The sequence below is a fragment of the Rhizobium anhuiense bv. trifolii genome, assembly GCF_024346605.1.
GTDB classification, from domain to species: Bacteria; Pseudomonadota; Alphaproteobacteria; order Rhizobiales; family Rhizobiaceae; genus Rhizobium; species Rhizobium anhuiense.
The window spans coordinates 2,059,743-2,074,252 of sequence record NZ_CP098803.1 but is presented as its reverse complement, the minus strand read 5'-3'; the positions used below and the strand labels follow the sequence as shown (position 1 = coordinate 2,074,252).

Here is a 14,510-nt window from a genome sequence, read left to right as displayed (position 1 = left end):
CACCTCGTCGGCACAGAGATGCCACCGCCAACCGAATAGTTCGAAAGGAATTCGTCATGAAAGTCTGGTTCATCACTGGTGCATCTCGCGGCTTCGGCGCGCTGATGACCAAAGAAGCCCTCGCATCAGGCGATGCCGTCATCGCCACCGCCCGCAACCCGAAGACCGTGACCGAGCAGTTGGGCGACCACCCGAACCTGCTTGCCGTCGCCCTCGACGTCACCAACGAGGCGCAGGCGAAAGAGGCTGCGGCTGCCGGCATCGCCCGCTTCGGCCGCATCGATATTCTCGCCAACAATGCCGGCTACGGCCTGCTTGGCGCTGTCGAGGAAGCCACGGCCGAAGAGATCGAGAGGCTCTATGCCACCAACGTCTTCGGTCTGCTGAAGGTGACGCGCGCAGTGCTGCCCCATATGCGCCGCCAGCGCTCCGGCCACATCCTGAACTTTTCCTCAATTGGCGGTTATTTCGGCTATCCCGGCTGGGGCGTCTACGGCTCGACGAAGTTCGCCGTCGAAGGCTTGTCCGAATCGATGGCCGCCGAACTCGAACCTTTAGGCATCAAGGTGACGATCGTCGAGCCTGGCTTCTTCCGCACCGACTTCCTCGCCGACACGTCGCTGGCGGTCAGCCCGGCCTCCATCGCCGATTACGAAGGCACGCCGGCCGGCAACATGCGCAGCTTCGCTGTTGATGCCAACCATACCCAGCCCGGCGATCCCGCCAAGCTTGCCGCCGGCATCATGACGCTCGCCAATTCGCCCAATCCGCCGCTGCGCATGCCGTTCGGCAGCGATACGGTGGCCGTCATCGAGGATCAGCACGCCAGCGTCGAAAAGGAACTTGCCGCCTGGCGCCAGCTCGCTTTGTCCACGGATTTTCCAAGCGAGGCAACGGGCTCGGCCTGAAGACCAAGGTGGGGCAGCCGTTGCCTCCCGAATCTCCGGGATGCGGCGGCTGCGCGCCGTGAGTGCAGGAAAGTGCAGCATGCGGCAAATTAGCGTTCGCCTCGCGTATGGAATGGCCTAGATCTAGGTTCGATCACCACCATGAAGAGGCGAGCATGTCCATCAAGTCCATCTGCATCTATGGCGCCGGGGCGCTCGGCGGCGCTATCGCCGTCAAGCTTGCAAGCCACGCCGAAAACGACGCCATCATCTCCGTCGTCGTGCGTGGAGCCCATCTCGACGCCATCCGCGACAATGGTCTCAGCCTGCGCGAAGCCGGTGCGGAAAGGCCGCTCAATGTCCGCCTCACCGCAACCGACGATCCCAGGACATTGCCGCCGCAGGATCTCGTCATCACCGGCCTCAAGGGGCATCAGCTGGCACCCGCTGCCGAAGGTATTGCAGGCCTCCTCAAGGAAGGCACCCGCGTCGTCATGATCCTCAACGGCATTCCGTGGTGGTATTTTCACCGCGATATCCAGAGCCGGCATGCCGAGCTGCAGTTCGACGAGCTCGATCCCGGCGGCAGGCTTTGGCGACTGATCGGGCCGGAACGGGTGATCGGCTGCGTCGCTTATCAAGGGGCAGAGGTCATCTATCCCGGCGAGATCCAGCTTGCCAACAACGGCCGCTTCGTGCTCGGCGAGCCCTCAGGCGAGATGTCGGCCGATCTCAAGGCGATCGCCGCGGTGCTGACCGACGCCGGCCTCAACATCACGACGACGGCTGTTATCCGTGACGAGATCTGGAGCAAGTTGATGGGCAATACCGCCTTCAACCCGATCAGCGCGCTGACCAGGGCGCTGATGACCGACATCATGGCGGATCCGGCACTTTCGACCACAGTCGGCAAGGTGATGAACGAGGTCCGCGCCGTCGGCGAGGCCTTGGGCGCGCGTTTCAGCATGACCGTCGAGCAGCGGCTCGAGCAATCGCGCCATATCGGCGCCGTGCGCACATCGATGCTGCAGGATCTGATCGGCGGCAAGGCGCTCGAAATCACGCCGCTGGTCGGCATGGTGGTGGCGCTCGGACGCCTGAGTGCCGTTCCGACCCCAGTCTCGGAAACGATCCTGGCGCTGGTGACACAATTGGATCGGGAAAACCAGCGCGACCGCTGACTGCGGAGAAAAAGAAAGGCCGGGAGAAACCCGGCCGCCTTGACTTACTTTCCGACCTGCTCGGCCCAATTCGGCGCCTTGCCGCCGCCATCGAGGAAGGTCATTGCCATATTCGCCATGAGGGGAGAGGCGAAGGTCTCGTAATGGGTGAGATCGGGCAGGATCGCCAGCCGGTTCTTCGACATGTTTTCCCGCATCCAGCCCGCATCGCGCAGACCGCCGCCGAGCTTGTGATAGAAGTCGACCATATGCTCGGGGCGGATCATGTCGGCATCGCCATAGATCAGCATGACCGGCATGGTGAGCTTCGCGACCGCATCGCTGTAGTCGGCGGGTTCACGCATCAGCGCGCCCATGGCGTCGAGCAGCTTCGGAAATTCAGAAACATCAGGCGCCACCGCCTTGTAGGAGAGGAACATCGGCGTGTCCTTCATCATCTCGGCCATGCCGGCGCCGACGGCCGCCTGCTGCGGCAGCATCTCCGGGAAGAAGCCGTTCTGCGCATAGGGTGCAGAGAGTATCACCAGCCGGCGCACCTGGTCGGGCGCGTTCGCCGCCATGTTCAGCGCCACCCCGCCGCCAAAGGAATAACCGAAGACGTCGAGTTTGTCGTAACCGAGCTGCTTCACCAGGATCGCGAGATCGGCGCCGATCGCCGGAAGCTCGATCGGCCGCTTGCCGAGCGGCGTGCGGCCATGGCCCTGCAGGTCGACGGCGATCACCTGGCGGTGGTCGGTGAAGATGGGCATGACCGGCGCGAACATCTCGATCTGCCCGAGGCCGCCGTGAAGGAGCAGCAACGGTTCGCCCTCCCCGCGGATCTCGTAGTAATAATCGATGCCGTTGACCGGCACGCTTCCCTTCCTGACCATCGGCGCTACGGCCTTATTGTCCTCGATGACAGGCCTTCCACTTTCAGCACCTGACATATCGGGTGCGGCCAGGAATGCGGCAGCCGTTGCGATCATCGAAATCAGCGTCATCTTCGACATGTCCTTGCTCCCATGTTTGCTTCGATATCGCAAGGACGGCGGCGATCATGCGTTTCCGACACCGCGCTTCGAAATTTCTGCCATCGGCCTTTATGCCATTTCTACATTTTCGCCCCTCTCTCCGAATGGATTTCCTATCGCAAGCGGCAGTAGCCTTTCGCCATCACTGCAAAGGTCAAAAAGCCATGCGAAATCTCATGTCCTCCGGTTTCCGGCCTCTTCGCCCCTACAGGATCACGCGCGGCAGCCGGCAGATGCGCGAGAGGCGCACCGCCCAGGCGTTCATCGTCTTCGGCGTGGTGCTCGCCTGTGTCGAGCTCTACGTCATTTTCGGCTGGCTCTGAGGCGGAGCGCGAAGACGTGAGCTGAAAGGCCAATTCCAACTTTTCCTTAACCGGCATGCTGGTAAAATCCTGGCGCAGAGACTTCAGACGCCGCGAGACCGATGCCGAAACCGAATTTCCGCTTCACCCATTACGATCTCAAGGAACAACGCGCCGGATCGATCATCGAGGTGTCGTTGAATGCGGTGAACAATGTCCGGCTGATGACGTCACCGAATTTTCAGCGGTTCACCGAGGTTCTCGATTTCAAATATATCGGCGGCGTAGCGCGCAAATCGCCGATCAGGATCGCCGTGCCGGAAAGCGGCCACTGGCATGTCGTCGTCGACATGGAGGGCCATCACGGGCTTGCGGAATCCGCCGTCAAGGTGATCGCGGCGCCCGCAAATCAGAAGATGCCGCGGCCCTCCTGAATTTTACAGCACCCACGCATCTTTCGGACGCGCAAAAGCAAGCGCTGAAGCTGCTCTGTCGAAAAACCGTGATCACGAGACGCCCAATCCTGCCGATCGTTGATTGCGATCAATGAATCAGACCGCGACGTCGGTCACAGTTCTGTGGTCGCGAGGCTTACCCCGCGCCGCCAGTTGCAAGTCGGCTCCTCATTCATGCTCTGCTAGAGAGTGAGGAACAGCGGGCCATGATCTTCATCACCTGGGGGCAGTCCATGACTTCGAGCCCGATCGGTCGTATCACCAATATCATCGATCCCGGCGATGCGCTCGGTGAGGTCCTTTTCGGATTGATCATGGCGCTAACATTTACGGTAGGTTCAAGGCTCGTTTTTGAGGATGAAGGGTTAGATGTCCACGAGTTGATCGTCGCAACAATCGGATGCAACGTCGCTTGGGGGATCATTGATGCCGTGTTGTTCATTCTGGGTACGACGTTTTACAAGAGCAGACGGCTGCGCCTTTTTCGGCAAATTAAAGCCGCCAGAAGCGAAGCTGCGGCGCTTGAGATGCTCGCGAAAGAATTCCCGATCGAAGAAGCACCGTTTTCTGCAAAGGCCGGGGACGCGGACACGCTCTATCGATCACTCCTGACGCTTGCATCTCGGGCCGATCCTGTGACGGTGTCCCTATCGAAAGGTGATCTCTGTGCCGCCATCGCGGTCTTCTTTCTGGTCTCCATCACCTCCATTCCGGCAGTGACCCCTTTCCTTCTCATCGACAGCGCGCACCTAGCTCTGAGAGTCAGCAACCTGTTTCTCATCATGCTGCTGTTTGTGACGGGCTATGCGTGGGCGAGATTTTCGGGAGGCAGGCCTTTTCGCGCAGGGATGACGATGACTTCTCTCGGGTTGCTTCTGGTTGCAATAGCGATCGCTCTTGGCGGGTGAGCCCCTTCGCCAACCCAACAGGCATAAACCCGTCAGCGCGGATTGCGCTCCTTGCGAAGTTTCGCCCACCATTCCAGCCGCTTGCGGATGTCGCGCTCGAATCCGCGCTCCGGCGGATCGTAGAAGGTCTGGCGGCCCATCTTCTCCGGGAAATAATCTTGACCGGAAAAGGCATCCGGCTCGTCGTGATCGTAACGATAGCCCTCGCCGTAACCTTCGCCCTTCATCAGCTTGGTCGGCGCATTGAGGATATGTTTCGGCGGCAGCAGCGAACCGTTCTGTTTTGCCGCCTGGCTGGCCGCCTTGAAGGCGGTGTAGACGGCATTCGACTTCGGCGCGGTGGCGAGATAGATGCAGGCTTGCGCCAGCGCCAGTTCGCCTTCCGGCGAGCCGAGATAATCGTAGGCATCCTTGGCGGCATTGCAGATCACCAGCGCCTGCGGATCGGCAAGACCGATATCCTCCACCGCCATGCGCACCAGCCGCCGGCCGAGATAGAGCGGGTCTTCGCCGGCATCGAACATGCGGGCGAGATAATAGAGCGCGGCATCGGGATCCGAGCCGCGCACGGATTTATGCAGCGCCGAGATCAGATTGTAGTGCCCGTCCTGCGCCTTGTCGTAGACTGGGGCACGGCGCTGGACGATGCGCGTCAGGCCCTCGGTATCGAAGCTCTCGCCCTCGCGCGCGGCGCGCCAGACCTCTTCGGCGAGCGTCAGCACCGCCCGGCCATCACCGTCGGCCATGCGGATCAGGCTGGCGCGCGCCTCCTCGGTCAGCGGCAGCGGCTTCTGCTCGATCGCCTCGGCGCGCTTCAGCAGTTCCTCCAGGCTCTCCTCGTCATGCGACTTGAAGGTGAGGACACGGGCCCGCGACAAGAGAGCGGCGTTGAGCTCGAAGGACGGGTTCTCGGTGGTGGCGCCGACGAGGATGACGGTGCCGTCCTCCATGACCGGCAGGAAACTGTCCTGCTGGGCACGATTGAAACGATGGATCTCATCGACGAAGAGCAGCGTCTGACGGCCGTCCATGCGCCGCAGGCGGGCTGTCTCGAACACCTTCTTCAGATCGGCGACGCCGGAAAAGATCGCCGATATCTGCTCGAAGGCCAGCCCGGCCTCGCCCGAAAGCAGCCGCGCCACCGTCGTCTTGCCGGTGCCTGGCGGCCCCCAAAAGATCATCGAGCCGAGCGAGCCGCTTTCGATCATCCTTTTCAGCACGCCATCCTCACCGGTCAGGTGTTCCTGACCGGTGACATCGGCAAGCGTCTTCGGCCGCAGCCGGTCGGCAAGCGGCCGCCTGGCGGCGACCTCCTCCGGAACACGCGGCGCGAAGAGATCGTTGCTCATCGGAAAAACTGCCGGATGCGCTGGCCGTCGCGCTCGATTTCCACTCGCCAGAGGCCGGGGTCGCTATCGGCGATCTCGGACAGTTCGCTGGTCGACTTCACATCCGTGCCGTTGATCGAGACGATGATATCCTTCGGCTCGAAGCCCAAACGGGCGGCAGGCGAATCCTCTTTCACCTCGGAGACGACGACGCCTGCCGATTCCGGCGGCATGCGCAACTCGTCGGCAACCCGCGGCGACAGGTTCTCGACGACGGCGCCGGTAAACGGCGTGTGGCCGCCGATCGTGCGCTGGTCGCGCGGCGAGGTCTCCGGGGCGCGGTCGAGCGTCAGCGGCAATTGCTCCTCGCGGCCGTTCTCGACGACGGTGAGCTTGACCGATTTGCCGAGACCGGCCGTCGTCAGCCGGTAGAGCAGTGCATCGGGATGTTCGACAGAAATGCCGTCGACGGCGGTGACGATTTCCCCGGCCTTCAGCCCGGCCTTGGCCGCCGGCCCGCCTTCCGAGACCTTGACGACGAGCGCGCCGCGCGCCTTGTTCAGCCCGAGCGCTTCAGCCACCTCAGAGGTCACGGCATCGAAACTGGCGCCGACATAGGGCCGCTCGAAGGATTTGACGCCGGCATCGGCCGAGGCGAGGAAGACCTTGACGAGATTGGCGGGGATGGCGAAGCCGATACCGTTCGAGCCGCCGCCGCGGGAGAAGATCGCCGTATTGATGCCGATCAGCTCGCCCTTCATGTTCATCAAGGCGCCGCCGGAATTGCCGGGATTGATCGAGGCATCGGTCTGGATGAAGAAGCCGAACTCGTTCCTGACCACCTGGTTGCGGGCCAGTGCCGAGACGATACCGCTCGTCACCGTCTGGCCGACGCCGAAGGGGTTGCCGATCGCCAGCACGAGATCGCCGACCTCGACCGAATCGGAATTGCCGATCGGCAATGTCGGGAAGCTTTCCTTGGTATCGATCCTCAGGACGGCAAGATCGACGCGGTCGTCGCGCAGCACCACCTTGCAAGGGAATTCGCGGCCATCCGACAGCGCGATCTTGATGTCGTCGGCGCCTTCGACGACGTGATTGTTGGTGACGACAGTGCCGTTCGCCTCAACGATGACGCCGGAACCAAGCGAGGACTGCTTTTCCGAACGGTTCGGCATCTGCTGGCCGAAAAACTGCTCGAAGAAAGGATCGCCGGCAAAGGGCGACTGCCGCTGGACGATCTTTTCCGCATAGACATTGACGACGGCGCCTGACGTTTGTTTGACGAGCGGCGCGAAGGAGAGCTGCATCTGCATCTGGCTCTCGGGGACGGTCTTTGCAGTCTGCGCATCGGCCGCGGCCGGCAGAATGAGCATGAGAGCGAAGAGCGAGACGGACGCGCGCTTGAACAGGCCTTGCATGGGTATCCCTTTTGAATCCTCTTGAGGAACGTTTTAGAGCATGATGCCGAAAAATGTGAGCGGTTTTCGGACGACATCATGCTCTAACTATTTAATTGCGAACAGGATTCAGATTTTAGGCCGGCCGGCCTAAAATCGTCCCGTTCTGCGGCCCGACGCTAGAAAGGAAAGAGGGCGGAAGCATGGAAGAATAAGGCAAGAGGACGCCTCGGAAACCGGTTGAAGTCATTGTGAATTTGATTCAGGAAGATTGGCCATGCAACTGATATCGAAAGCCAAACTCTGGGCGAAGTCACTGAAGCGTGACATCGTGGCCCTTTGGTTTGCCGCTCGCGATCCACGCGTGCCCTGGCATGCCAAAACGGTGGCCGGCACTGTTGCCGCCTACGCGCTGTCGCCGATCGATCTCATCCCCGATTTCATTCCCGTGCTCGGCTATCTCGACGATCTCCTGATCGTGCCGCTCGGCATCATGCTGGCTATCCGGCTCGTGCCGGTGGAGGTGATGATCGAGCTCCGCACGGAGGCGGCCAAGCGCATCGAGCGCCCCTCCAGTCGTCTCGGAATGATCTTCATCCTTGCCGTCTGGCTCGCCTGCATCATCTTCCTGGCTCTGGCACTCAGCAGGCTCGCCTGAACGGCACCAACGGGAACATATGCATGATGATGACAAGAATGATGACGGCAGCCTTCGGCTTTGCGACCCTGCTCCTCGCATCGCCCGTGGCACAGGCGGCCAGTTTCGATTGCGACGCGAAAGAATTGAAGCCGGATGAAAAGGCGATCTGCGACAACCGCGCGCTCAACGATGCCGACGTGCAGATGGTGACGACCTTCGATCTGCTCTCCGGCCTGCTGGCGATGGGCTCGCGCGGCACGCTGCAGGACGAACAGACGGCCTGGCTGAAGAAACGGCAGGAATGCGGGGCAGATGCGACCTGCATCAAGGCTGCTTATGACGAGCGGCTGAAGCAACTCGGCGAGACCTATAAAAACATCAACCGGCCGCTGTGAAAGCGACCGGTTGGTAGAGCCGCTGACTTTTAATCAGCAGGTAATCGGTTGAGATGCCTCAACGGGCGTTCAGATCGCGCACGGCGCCGCGATCGGCGCTCGTTGCGAAGGCGGCGTAGGCCTTCAACGCGGTCGTGACGTTGCGCTTGCGGACTTCGACCGGGTACCAACCCTTGGCGTCCTGATCGGCGCGGCGGGCGGCAAGTTCGGTTTCGCTGACGCGCAGGCTGATCGTACGGTTGGGGATGTCGATGTCGATCATGTCGCCTTCACGCACCAGGCCGATGATGCCGCCATTGGCCGCTTCCGGTGAGACATGGCCGATCGACAGGCCGGAGGTGCCGCCGGAGAAGCGGCCGTCGGTGATGAGGGCGCAGGCCTTGCCGAGGCCCCTCGACTTCAGATAGCTCGTTGGATAGAGCATTTCCTGCATGCCGGGGCCGCCCTTCGGGCCTTCATAGCGGATGACGACGACGTCGCCTGATTTGACCTCGTTGGAAAGGATCGCCTTGACGGAGGCATCCTGGCTTTCGAAGACGCGGGCGGGGCCGGAGAATTTCAGGATCGATTCATCGACGCCGGCCGTCTTGACGATGCAGCCGTCGATCGCAAGGTTGCCCTTGAGCACGGCGAGGCCACCATCTTTCGAGAAGGGATGTTCGACCGAACGGATGACGCCGTTCTGGCGATCGGTGTCGAGCTCGTCCCAGCGGGCCTCCTGGCTGAAGGCGACCTGGGTCGGGATGCCGCCCGGAGCGGCGCGATAGAATTTGCGGACAGTTTCGCTGTTGGTGCGGGTGATATCCCAGCGATCGATCGCATCGCCCAGCGTCTCGGCATGGACGGTCGGGCAATCGCGGTTCAAGAGACCGCCCTTGTCGAGCTCGCCGAGGATCGACATGATGCCGCCGGCGCGGTGGACGTCTTCCATATGCACATCGCTCTTGGCGGGCGCGACCTTCGACAGGCACGGCACGCGGCGCGACAGCGCGTCGATATCGGTCATGGTGAAATCGACCTCGCCTTCATGGGCGGCGGCAAGGATGTGCAGGACCGTATTGGTCGAGCCGCCCATGGCGATGTCGAGCGCCATGGCATTCTCGAAAGCCTGCTTGGAAGCGATGGTGCGCGGCAGCGCCTTGACGTCGTCCTGCTCGTAATAGCGGCGGGCGAGATCGACGATCAGATGGCCGGCCTCGACGAAGAGCCGCTTGCGGTCGGCGTGGGTGGCGAGCGTCGAGCCGTTGCCGGGCAACGACAGGCCGAGCGCTTCCGTCAGGCAGTTCATCGAATTGGCGGTGAACATGCCGGAGCAAGAGCCGCAAGTCGGACAGGCCGAGCGTTCGATGGTCTGGACGTCTTCGTCGCTGATCTTGTCGTCGGCCGCGGCGACCATGGCATCAACGAGGTCGAGCGCATGCGTCTTGCCGTGCAGCACGACCTTGCCGGCTTCCATCGGACCGCCGGAGACGAAGACTGTGGGAATGTTGAGGCGCAGCGACGCCATCAGCATGCCGGGAGTGATCTTGTCGCAGTTGGAGATGCAGACCATGGCGTCGGCGCAATGGGCATTGACCATATATTCGACGCTGTCGGCGATGAGCTCACGCGAGGGCAGCGAATAGAGCATGCCGTCATGGCCCATGGCGATACCGTCATCGACGGCGATCGTGTTGAATTCCTTGGCGACACCACCGGCCGCTTCGATCTCGCGGGCGACCAGCTGGCCGAGGTCCTTCAGGTGCACGTGGCCGGGCACGAACTGGGTGAAGGAATTCACCACCGCGATGATCGGCTTGCCGAAATCCGAATCCTTCATGCCCGTGGCGCGCCAAAGGCCGCGGGCGCCCGCCATGTTGCGGCCATGGGTCGTGGTTCTGGAACGGTAAGCTGGCATCGGTGTCTTCCTCAACGTGGCGGAATTATCAGGCAAAGCGGGGCGGCATGGAGCCTGCAGGCCGGGCAAACGCTGCTTTTTGGAATTGTCCTAATCCAATCGACGGGGGCTGTCACTACCTGGAAGCTCAAATCCGGTACGCCATCGGCCAAGCGCCACAAGCCCATCGATCATATACGGTTCGGCGCGATGTTTCGTTACAGCCTATTCCATCACCGCCGAACACAAAAAATTGGCTTCCCGTCGGTAATATTCAAGGCTTAGACACTCATCCGAGTGTGCGGGTGGTTCGTTTAAGACTATATTTCACAGATCCGCCCAGGAGGTTTCGCCATGCCAAGCTATCGCCCACCGAAGATCGCGTCATCGGAGATAACACCGCGCCAGATCTATGTGCGGCGTCGTGAATTCCTCGGCGCGGCAGCGCTTGGCGCCGTGGCGCTCTACAGCGCCGGCAAGGCGAGTGCTGCGGCGCTTTCCGCCGTCCAGAGCAAGTATAAGGTCGACGAGAAGCCGACGCCGATCAAGGATGTCACGACCTACAACAACTTCTATGAGTTCGGCCTCGACAAGGGCGATCCCGCAGCTCTTTCCGGCGATTTCAAGCCGCTGCCCTGGACGGTCAAGGTCGACGGCATGGTCAACAAGCCCGGCACCTTCGACATCGAGGCGCTGATGAAGGAATTCCCGATCGAGGAACGAACCTACCGGATGCGCTGCGTCGAGGCCTGGTCAATGGTCATCCCGTGGGACGGTTTTCCGCTGGCATCGCTGCTCGACAAGGTGGAACCGCTCGGCAGCGCCAAATACGTCGCCTTCGAAACCGTCGTGCGGCCGGAAGAAATGCCGGGGCAGAAGGGCTTCTTCCAGTCGCTCGACTGGCCCTATGTCGAAGGTTTGCGCCTCGACGAAGCGCGCCATCCGCTGACGCTGCTTGCCGTCGGGCTCTATGGCGAAACGCTGCCGAACCAGAACGGCGCGCCGATCCGCCTCGTCGTGCCGTGGAAATACGGTTTCAAGGGCATCAAATCGATCGTCAAGATCACGCTCACCGACCAGCAGCCTAAGAATACCTGGCAGGTGACCAATCCGCAGGAATACGGCTTCTACGCCAACGTCAACCCTGATGTCGATCATCCGCGCTGGAGCCAGGCGAGCGAGCGGCGCATCGGCGAAAGCGGCTTCTTCGGTGCGAGCCGCCATCCCACCCTGCCCTTCAACGGCTATGCCGACGAGGTGGCGGGTCTTTATGCCGGCATGGATCTGAAGGCGAATTTCTGATGGCGGAACTGTCGCTCGCCATCCCCAAGCGCTGGCAACCCGCCTCCGTCTGGCTGCTCTACGTCGTCGGGCTGGTGCCTGCGGCCTGGACTTTCTATCTCGGCGCGACCGATCAGCTCGGCGCCGATCCAGTCAAGACCTTCGAGCTCTTCCTCGGCATCTGGACGATCCGCTTCCTGATCGCAACACTTGCCGTGTCCCCGGCCCGCGAGCTCTTCGGCTGGAATTATCTGCGCTATCGCCGCGCGCTGGGCCTGCTGACCTTCTACTACGCGCTAATGCATTTCACCGTCTACATGGTGCTCGACCAGGCCATGGATATCTCTGCCGTCATCAACGACGTGCTGAAGCGCCCCTTCATCATGTTCGGCATGGCAGCCCTTGCCATGCTCATTCCGCTGGCGCTGACATCCAATAATTTCTCGATCCGCCGCCTCGGCAAGAACTGGATCTGGCTGCATCGCCTGATCTACATCATCGCCGCCAGCGGAGCGCTGCATTTCGCGCTCTCGACCAAGATCCTCGACCTCGAGCAATATATCTATGTCGGGCTGATCATCGCGCTCATCCTCTACCGCTCCTACCGGCCGATCGCGCGCAACAGGAAAAAGGGCCAGGGACGGACGCGCAATCGCGCAATGGCCTCGGCTTCGTGAGGCGCAAACGACCGGCGAGAAGCTTCACCGACGTGCGGGATCGAGGGTGCAGGCCGTAGCAATGCCGATGGCATAGGCCAGCATATTCCAAAGCGAGAATATCCGGCCCAGCAGCAGGGTGCCTGCCGTGGTCAGCCGAAAGGCGTCGAGCCAGGGCGTGTGATAGAGCCGGAACAGTTCCACGGAGATCGCGATGAGCAACGCTATGACGGCGATGACTGCCCGCCGGGACCTTGCGGCTATGAGCGACACCAGCAGATAGACCATCGCGCCCCAGAGCGCCGATCCGCCATATTTGACGACGACGAAGGGCAGATCGGCCGCATAGCCAAAGCGCCGGAGCGCCAGCCCGAGAGCGATGACAAGAAGCAGGGCTGCGAGACGCAGGAACTGCGCTCGAGAGCGAGTTTGAATAATTGCGCGCAATGACCTGTCCTATCTCAATTTCCGCCGGTTGGACGGCCGAGGTGCAGATATCGAATGATCAAGCAAAGGCTGTCCGCCGGCGCACAAACAAAAACAGCCGGGCTTTGCAGCCCGGCTGTTTTGTTTCCGCCGAAACGGAAGATTAAGCGGCGACGGCCTGTTCTTCGGCAGCGACGCGGGCCTTGTCGGCTGCGCCCTTGGCGAAGGTGTCGCGATCAACGAATTCGACAACGGCCATGGCGGCATTGTCGCCCTGGCGGAAGCCGGCCTTCATGATGCGCAGGTAGCCGCCGTTGCGGGTGGCGTAACGCGTTGCGATCGTGTCGAAGAGCTTCGAAACGACGGCAGCATCGCGGATCTGCGAGATCGCCTGGCGGCGAGCATGCAGGTCGCCGCGCTTGCCGAGCGTGACGAGCTTCTCGACGATCGGACGGATTTCCTTGGCCTTCGGCAGGGTCGTGACGATCTGCTCGTGGGTAATCAGCGAAGCCGCCATGTTGGCGAACATCGCCTTGCGGTGGCTTGCAGTTCTATTCAGCTTGCGGCCGGCTTTACCATGGCGCATTGCTATTCTCCTTTAATGCAGGTGCCCTTACGCTAAATGGGCCTGCCGTTTCCTGGCACATGCAGGCGATCGGCCTGCTGTTTGACGGGGAAAGGCAGCCGAAAGAGCCTGCCTTTTGTTTTCTCAGTATTGGTCTTCGTAACGCTTGGCGAGATCTTCGATGTTCTCGGGCGGCCATGCCGGCACTTCCATGCCGAGGTGCAGGCCCATGGAAGCGAGAACTTCCTTGATTTCGTTCAGCGACTTGCGACCAAAATTCGGCGTGCGGAGCATTTCTGCTTCGGTCTTCTGAATGAGGTCGCCGATGTAGACGATGTTGTCGTTCTTCAGGCAGTTTGCCGAACGGACCGACAGTTCGAGTTCGTCTACCTTCTTGAGGAGAGCCGGGTTGAAAGCGAGTTCGGTGACTGCTTCCTCTTCGGTTTCCTTCTGCGGCTCGTCGAAGTTGACGAAGACGCCAAGCTGATCCTGGAGAATGCGCGCCGCAAAAGCGACGGCGTCTTCGCCGGTGATCGAGCCATCGGTTTCGATGGTCATGTTCAGCTTGTCGTAGTCGAGAACCTGTCCTTCGCGGGTATTTTCAACCTTGTAGGACACCTTCTTGACCGGCGAGTAGAGGCTGTCGACCGGGATGAGACCGATCGGAGCATCTTCCGCACGATTGCGCTCGGCCGGAACGTAGCCCTTGCCGTTGTTGACGGTGAACTCCATGCGGATTTCGGCGCCCTCGTCGAGCGTGCAGATGACATGCTCGGGGTTGAGGATTTCGATATCGCCGACCGTCTGAATGTCGCCAGCCGTAACAACGCCCGGGCCCTGCTTGCGCACGACCATGCGCTTTGCGTCGTCGCCATCCATCTTGATGGCGATTTCCTTGATGTTGAGCACGATGTCCGTCACGTCTTCGCGGACGCCTGGAATCGAGGAGAATTCATGCAGCACGCCGTCGATCTGCACCGCCGTGACGGCAGCACCGCGCAGCGAGGAGAGCAGAACGCGACGCAGCGCGTTGCCGAGGGTGAGGCCGAAGCCGCGCTCCAGCGGTTCGGCAACGAGCGTCGCCCTGGTGCGCGAGCTCGAGGAGAACTCCACCTTGTTCGGCTTGATCAGTTCCTGCCAGTTCTTCTGAATCATGAGTTTGCCTTCCGTTCGTTGCCACCATCCAATCGTGGCAAC

Annotated in this window: 16 protein-coding genes; 9 read left to right on the top strand and 7 right to left on the bottom strand. The window is 61.3% G+C overall.

Annotated features, from left to right (window positions below):
- The first annotated feature begins 56 nt into the window (after positions 1-56).
- Entirely contained in the window at positions 57-908 is an 852-nt protein-coding gene (locus tag NE851_RS18875; RefSeq protein ID WP_097545247.1) for an oxidoreductase, read from the top strand.
- 155 nt (positions 909-1,063) lie between these two features.
- Positions 1,064-2,068 carry a ketopantoate reductase family protein gene (locus tag NE851_RS18870; protein WP_097545248.1) on the top strand — a complete coding sequence of 335 codons (1,005 nt, stop codon included), beginning with the start codon at positions 1,064-1,066 and terminating at the stop codon, positions 2,066-2,068.
- A 44-nt stretch (positions 2,069-2,112) separates the two neighbouring features.
- Here the strand turns inward: NE851_RS18870 and NE851_RS18865 are convergent, their stop codons facing one another.
- Positions 2,113-3,060 carry an alpha/beta fold hydrolase gene (locus NE851_RS18865; protein ID WP_097623607.1) on the bottom strand — a complete coding sequence of 316 codons (948 nt, stop codon included), beginning with the start codon at positions 3,058-3,060 and terminating at the stop codon, positions 2,113-2,115.
- Positions 3,061-3,245: 185 nt separating this feature from the next.
- Here NE851_RS18865 and NE851_RS18860 point away from each other — a divergent pair, with 185 nt between their 5' ends.
- The 3 genes from NE851_RS18860 to NE851_RS18850 all read left to right on the top strand — a co-directional run bounded on the left by NE851_RS18860 (position 3,246) and on the right by NE851_RS18850 (position 4,746).
- The gene (locus tag NE851_RS18860; RefSeq protein ID WP_155295777.1) at positions 3,246-3,404 is read left to right on the top strand and encodes a hypothetical protein; all 159 of its coding nucleotides are present in this window, start codon (positions 3,246-3,248) and stop codon (positions 3,402-3,404) included.
- Positions 3,405-3,505: 101 nt separating this feature from the next.
- Positions 3,506-3,817 carry a DUF1883 domain-containing protein gene (locus tag NE851_RS18855; protein ID WP_097545249.1) on the top strand — a complete coding sequence of 104 codons (312 nt, stop codon included), beginning with the start codon at positions 3,506-3,508 and terminating at the stop codon, positions 3,815-3,817.
- Positions 3,818-4,071: 254 nt separating this feature from the next.
- Positions 4,072-4,746 (top strand): VIT1/CCC1 transporter family protein, encoded by a 675-nt coding sequence (locus NE851_RS18850; RefSeq protein WP_097545251.1) that lies wholly within the window; start codon positions 4,072-4,074, stop codon positions 4,744-4,746.
- Between the two features lie 32 nt (positions 4,747-4,778).
- Here the strand turns inward: NE851_RS18850 and NE851_RS18845 are convergent, their stop codons facing one another.
- A complete protein-coding gene (locus NE851_RS18845) occupies positions 4,779-6,095 on the bottom strand; it encodes a replication-associated recombination protein A (RefSeq protein ID WP_063473384.1) in 1,317 nt (438 codons plus the stop codon).
- Positions 6,092-7,495: a DegQ family serine endoprotease gene (locus NE851_RS18840; RefSeq protein ID WP_029868484.1), complete on the bottom strand. Its 1,404-nt coding sequence runs from the start codon at positions 7,493-7,495 to the stop codon at positions 6,092-6,094. Before NE851_RS18840 ends, NE851_RS18845 begins: the two co-directional genes overlap by 4 nt.
- Positions 7,496-7,751: 256 nt before the next feature.
- On the opposite strand from NE851_RS18840, the gene NE851_RS18835 reads away from it, so the two are divergent.
- On the top strand, positions 7,752-8,132 hold the full coding sequence (locus tag NE851_RS18835) for a YkvA family protein (RefSeq protein ID WP_029868136.1): 381 nt from the start codon (positions 7,752-7,754) through the stop codon (positions 8,130-8,132).
- A gap of 23 nt (positions 8,133-8,155) precedes the next feature.
- Positions 8,156-8,509, top strand: a complete 354-nt coding sequence (locus NE851_RS18830) for a lysozyme inhibitor LprI family protein (protein ID WP_029868135.1) — start codon at positions 8,156-8,158, stop codon at positions 8,507-8,509.
- A gap of 58 nt (positions 8,510-8,567) precedes the next feature.
- Here NE851_RS18830 and ilvD read toward each other — a convergent pair whose 3' ends face one another.
- Complete coding sequence (gene ilvD, locus NE851_RS18825) at positions 8,568-10,406, bottom strand: dihydroxy-acid dehydratase (RefSeq protein ID WP_029868134.1); 1,839 nt, start codon at positions 10,404-10,406, stop codon at positions 8,568-8,570.
- Between the two features lie 333 nt (positions 10,407-10,739).
- Between ilvD and msrP the strand changes: the two genes are divergently transcribed.
- Positions 10,740-11,687, top strand: a complete 948-nt coding sequence (msrP, locus tag NE851_RS18820; RefSeq protein WP_029868132.1) for a protein-methionine-sulfoxide reductase catalytic subunit MsrP — start codon at positions 10,740-10,742, stop codon at positions 11,685-11,687.
- Complete coding sequence (msrQ, locus tag NE851_RS18815; RefSeq protein ID WP_097623608.1) at positions 11,687-12,343, top strand: protein-methionine-sulfoxide reductase heme-binding subunit MsrQ; 657 nt, start codon at positions 11,687-11,689, stop codon at positions 12,341-12,343. Before msrP ends, msrQ begins: the two co-directional genes overlap by 1 nt.
- A gap of 24 nt (positions 12,344-12,367) precedes the next feature.
- Here msrQ and NE851_RS18810 read toward each other — a convergent pair whose 3' ends face one another.
- The 3 genes from NE851_RS18810 to NE851_RS18800 all read right to left on the bottom strand — a co-directional run bounded on the left by NE851_RS18810 (position 12,368) and on the right by NE851_RS18800 (position 14,468).
- Positions 12,368-12,769, bottom strand: coding sequence for a ribosomal maturation YjgA family protein (locus tag NE851_RS18810; protein WP_097623609.1), 402 nt, complete (start codon positions 12,767-12,769; stop codon positions 12,368-12,370).
- Positions 12,770-12,911: 142 nt separating this feature from the next.
- Positions 12,912-13,334, bottom strand: a complete 423-nt coding sequence (gene rplQ / locus NE851_RS18805; RefSeq protein WP_003573769.1) for a 50S ribosomal protein L17 — start codon at positions 13,332-13,334, stop codon at positions 12,912-12,914.
- Between the two features lie 123 nt (positions 13,335-13,457).
- On the bottom strand, positions 13,458-14,468 hold the full coding sequence (locus NE851_RS18800) for a DNA-directed RNA polymerase subunit alpha (RefSeq protein WP_003547579.1): 1,011 nt from the start codon (positions 14,466-14,468) through the stop codon (positions 13,458-13,460).
- Positions 14,469-14,510 lie beyond the last annotated feature (42 nt).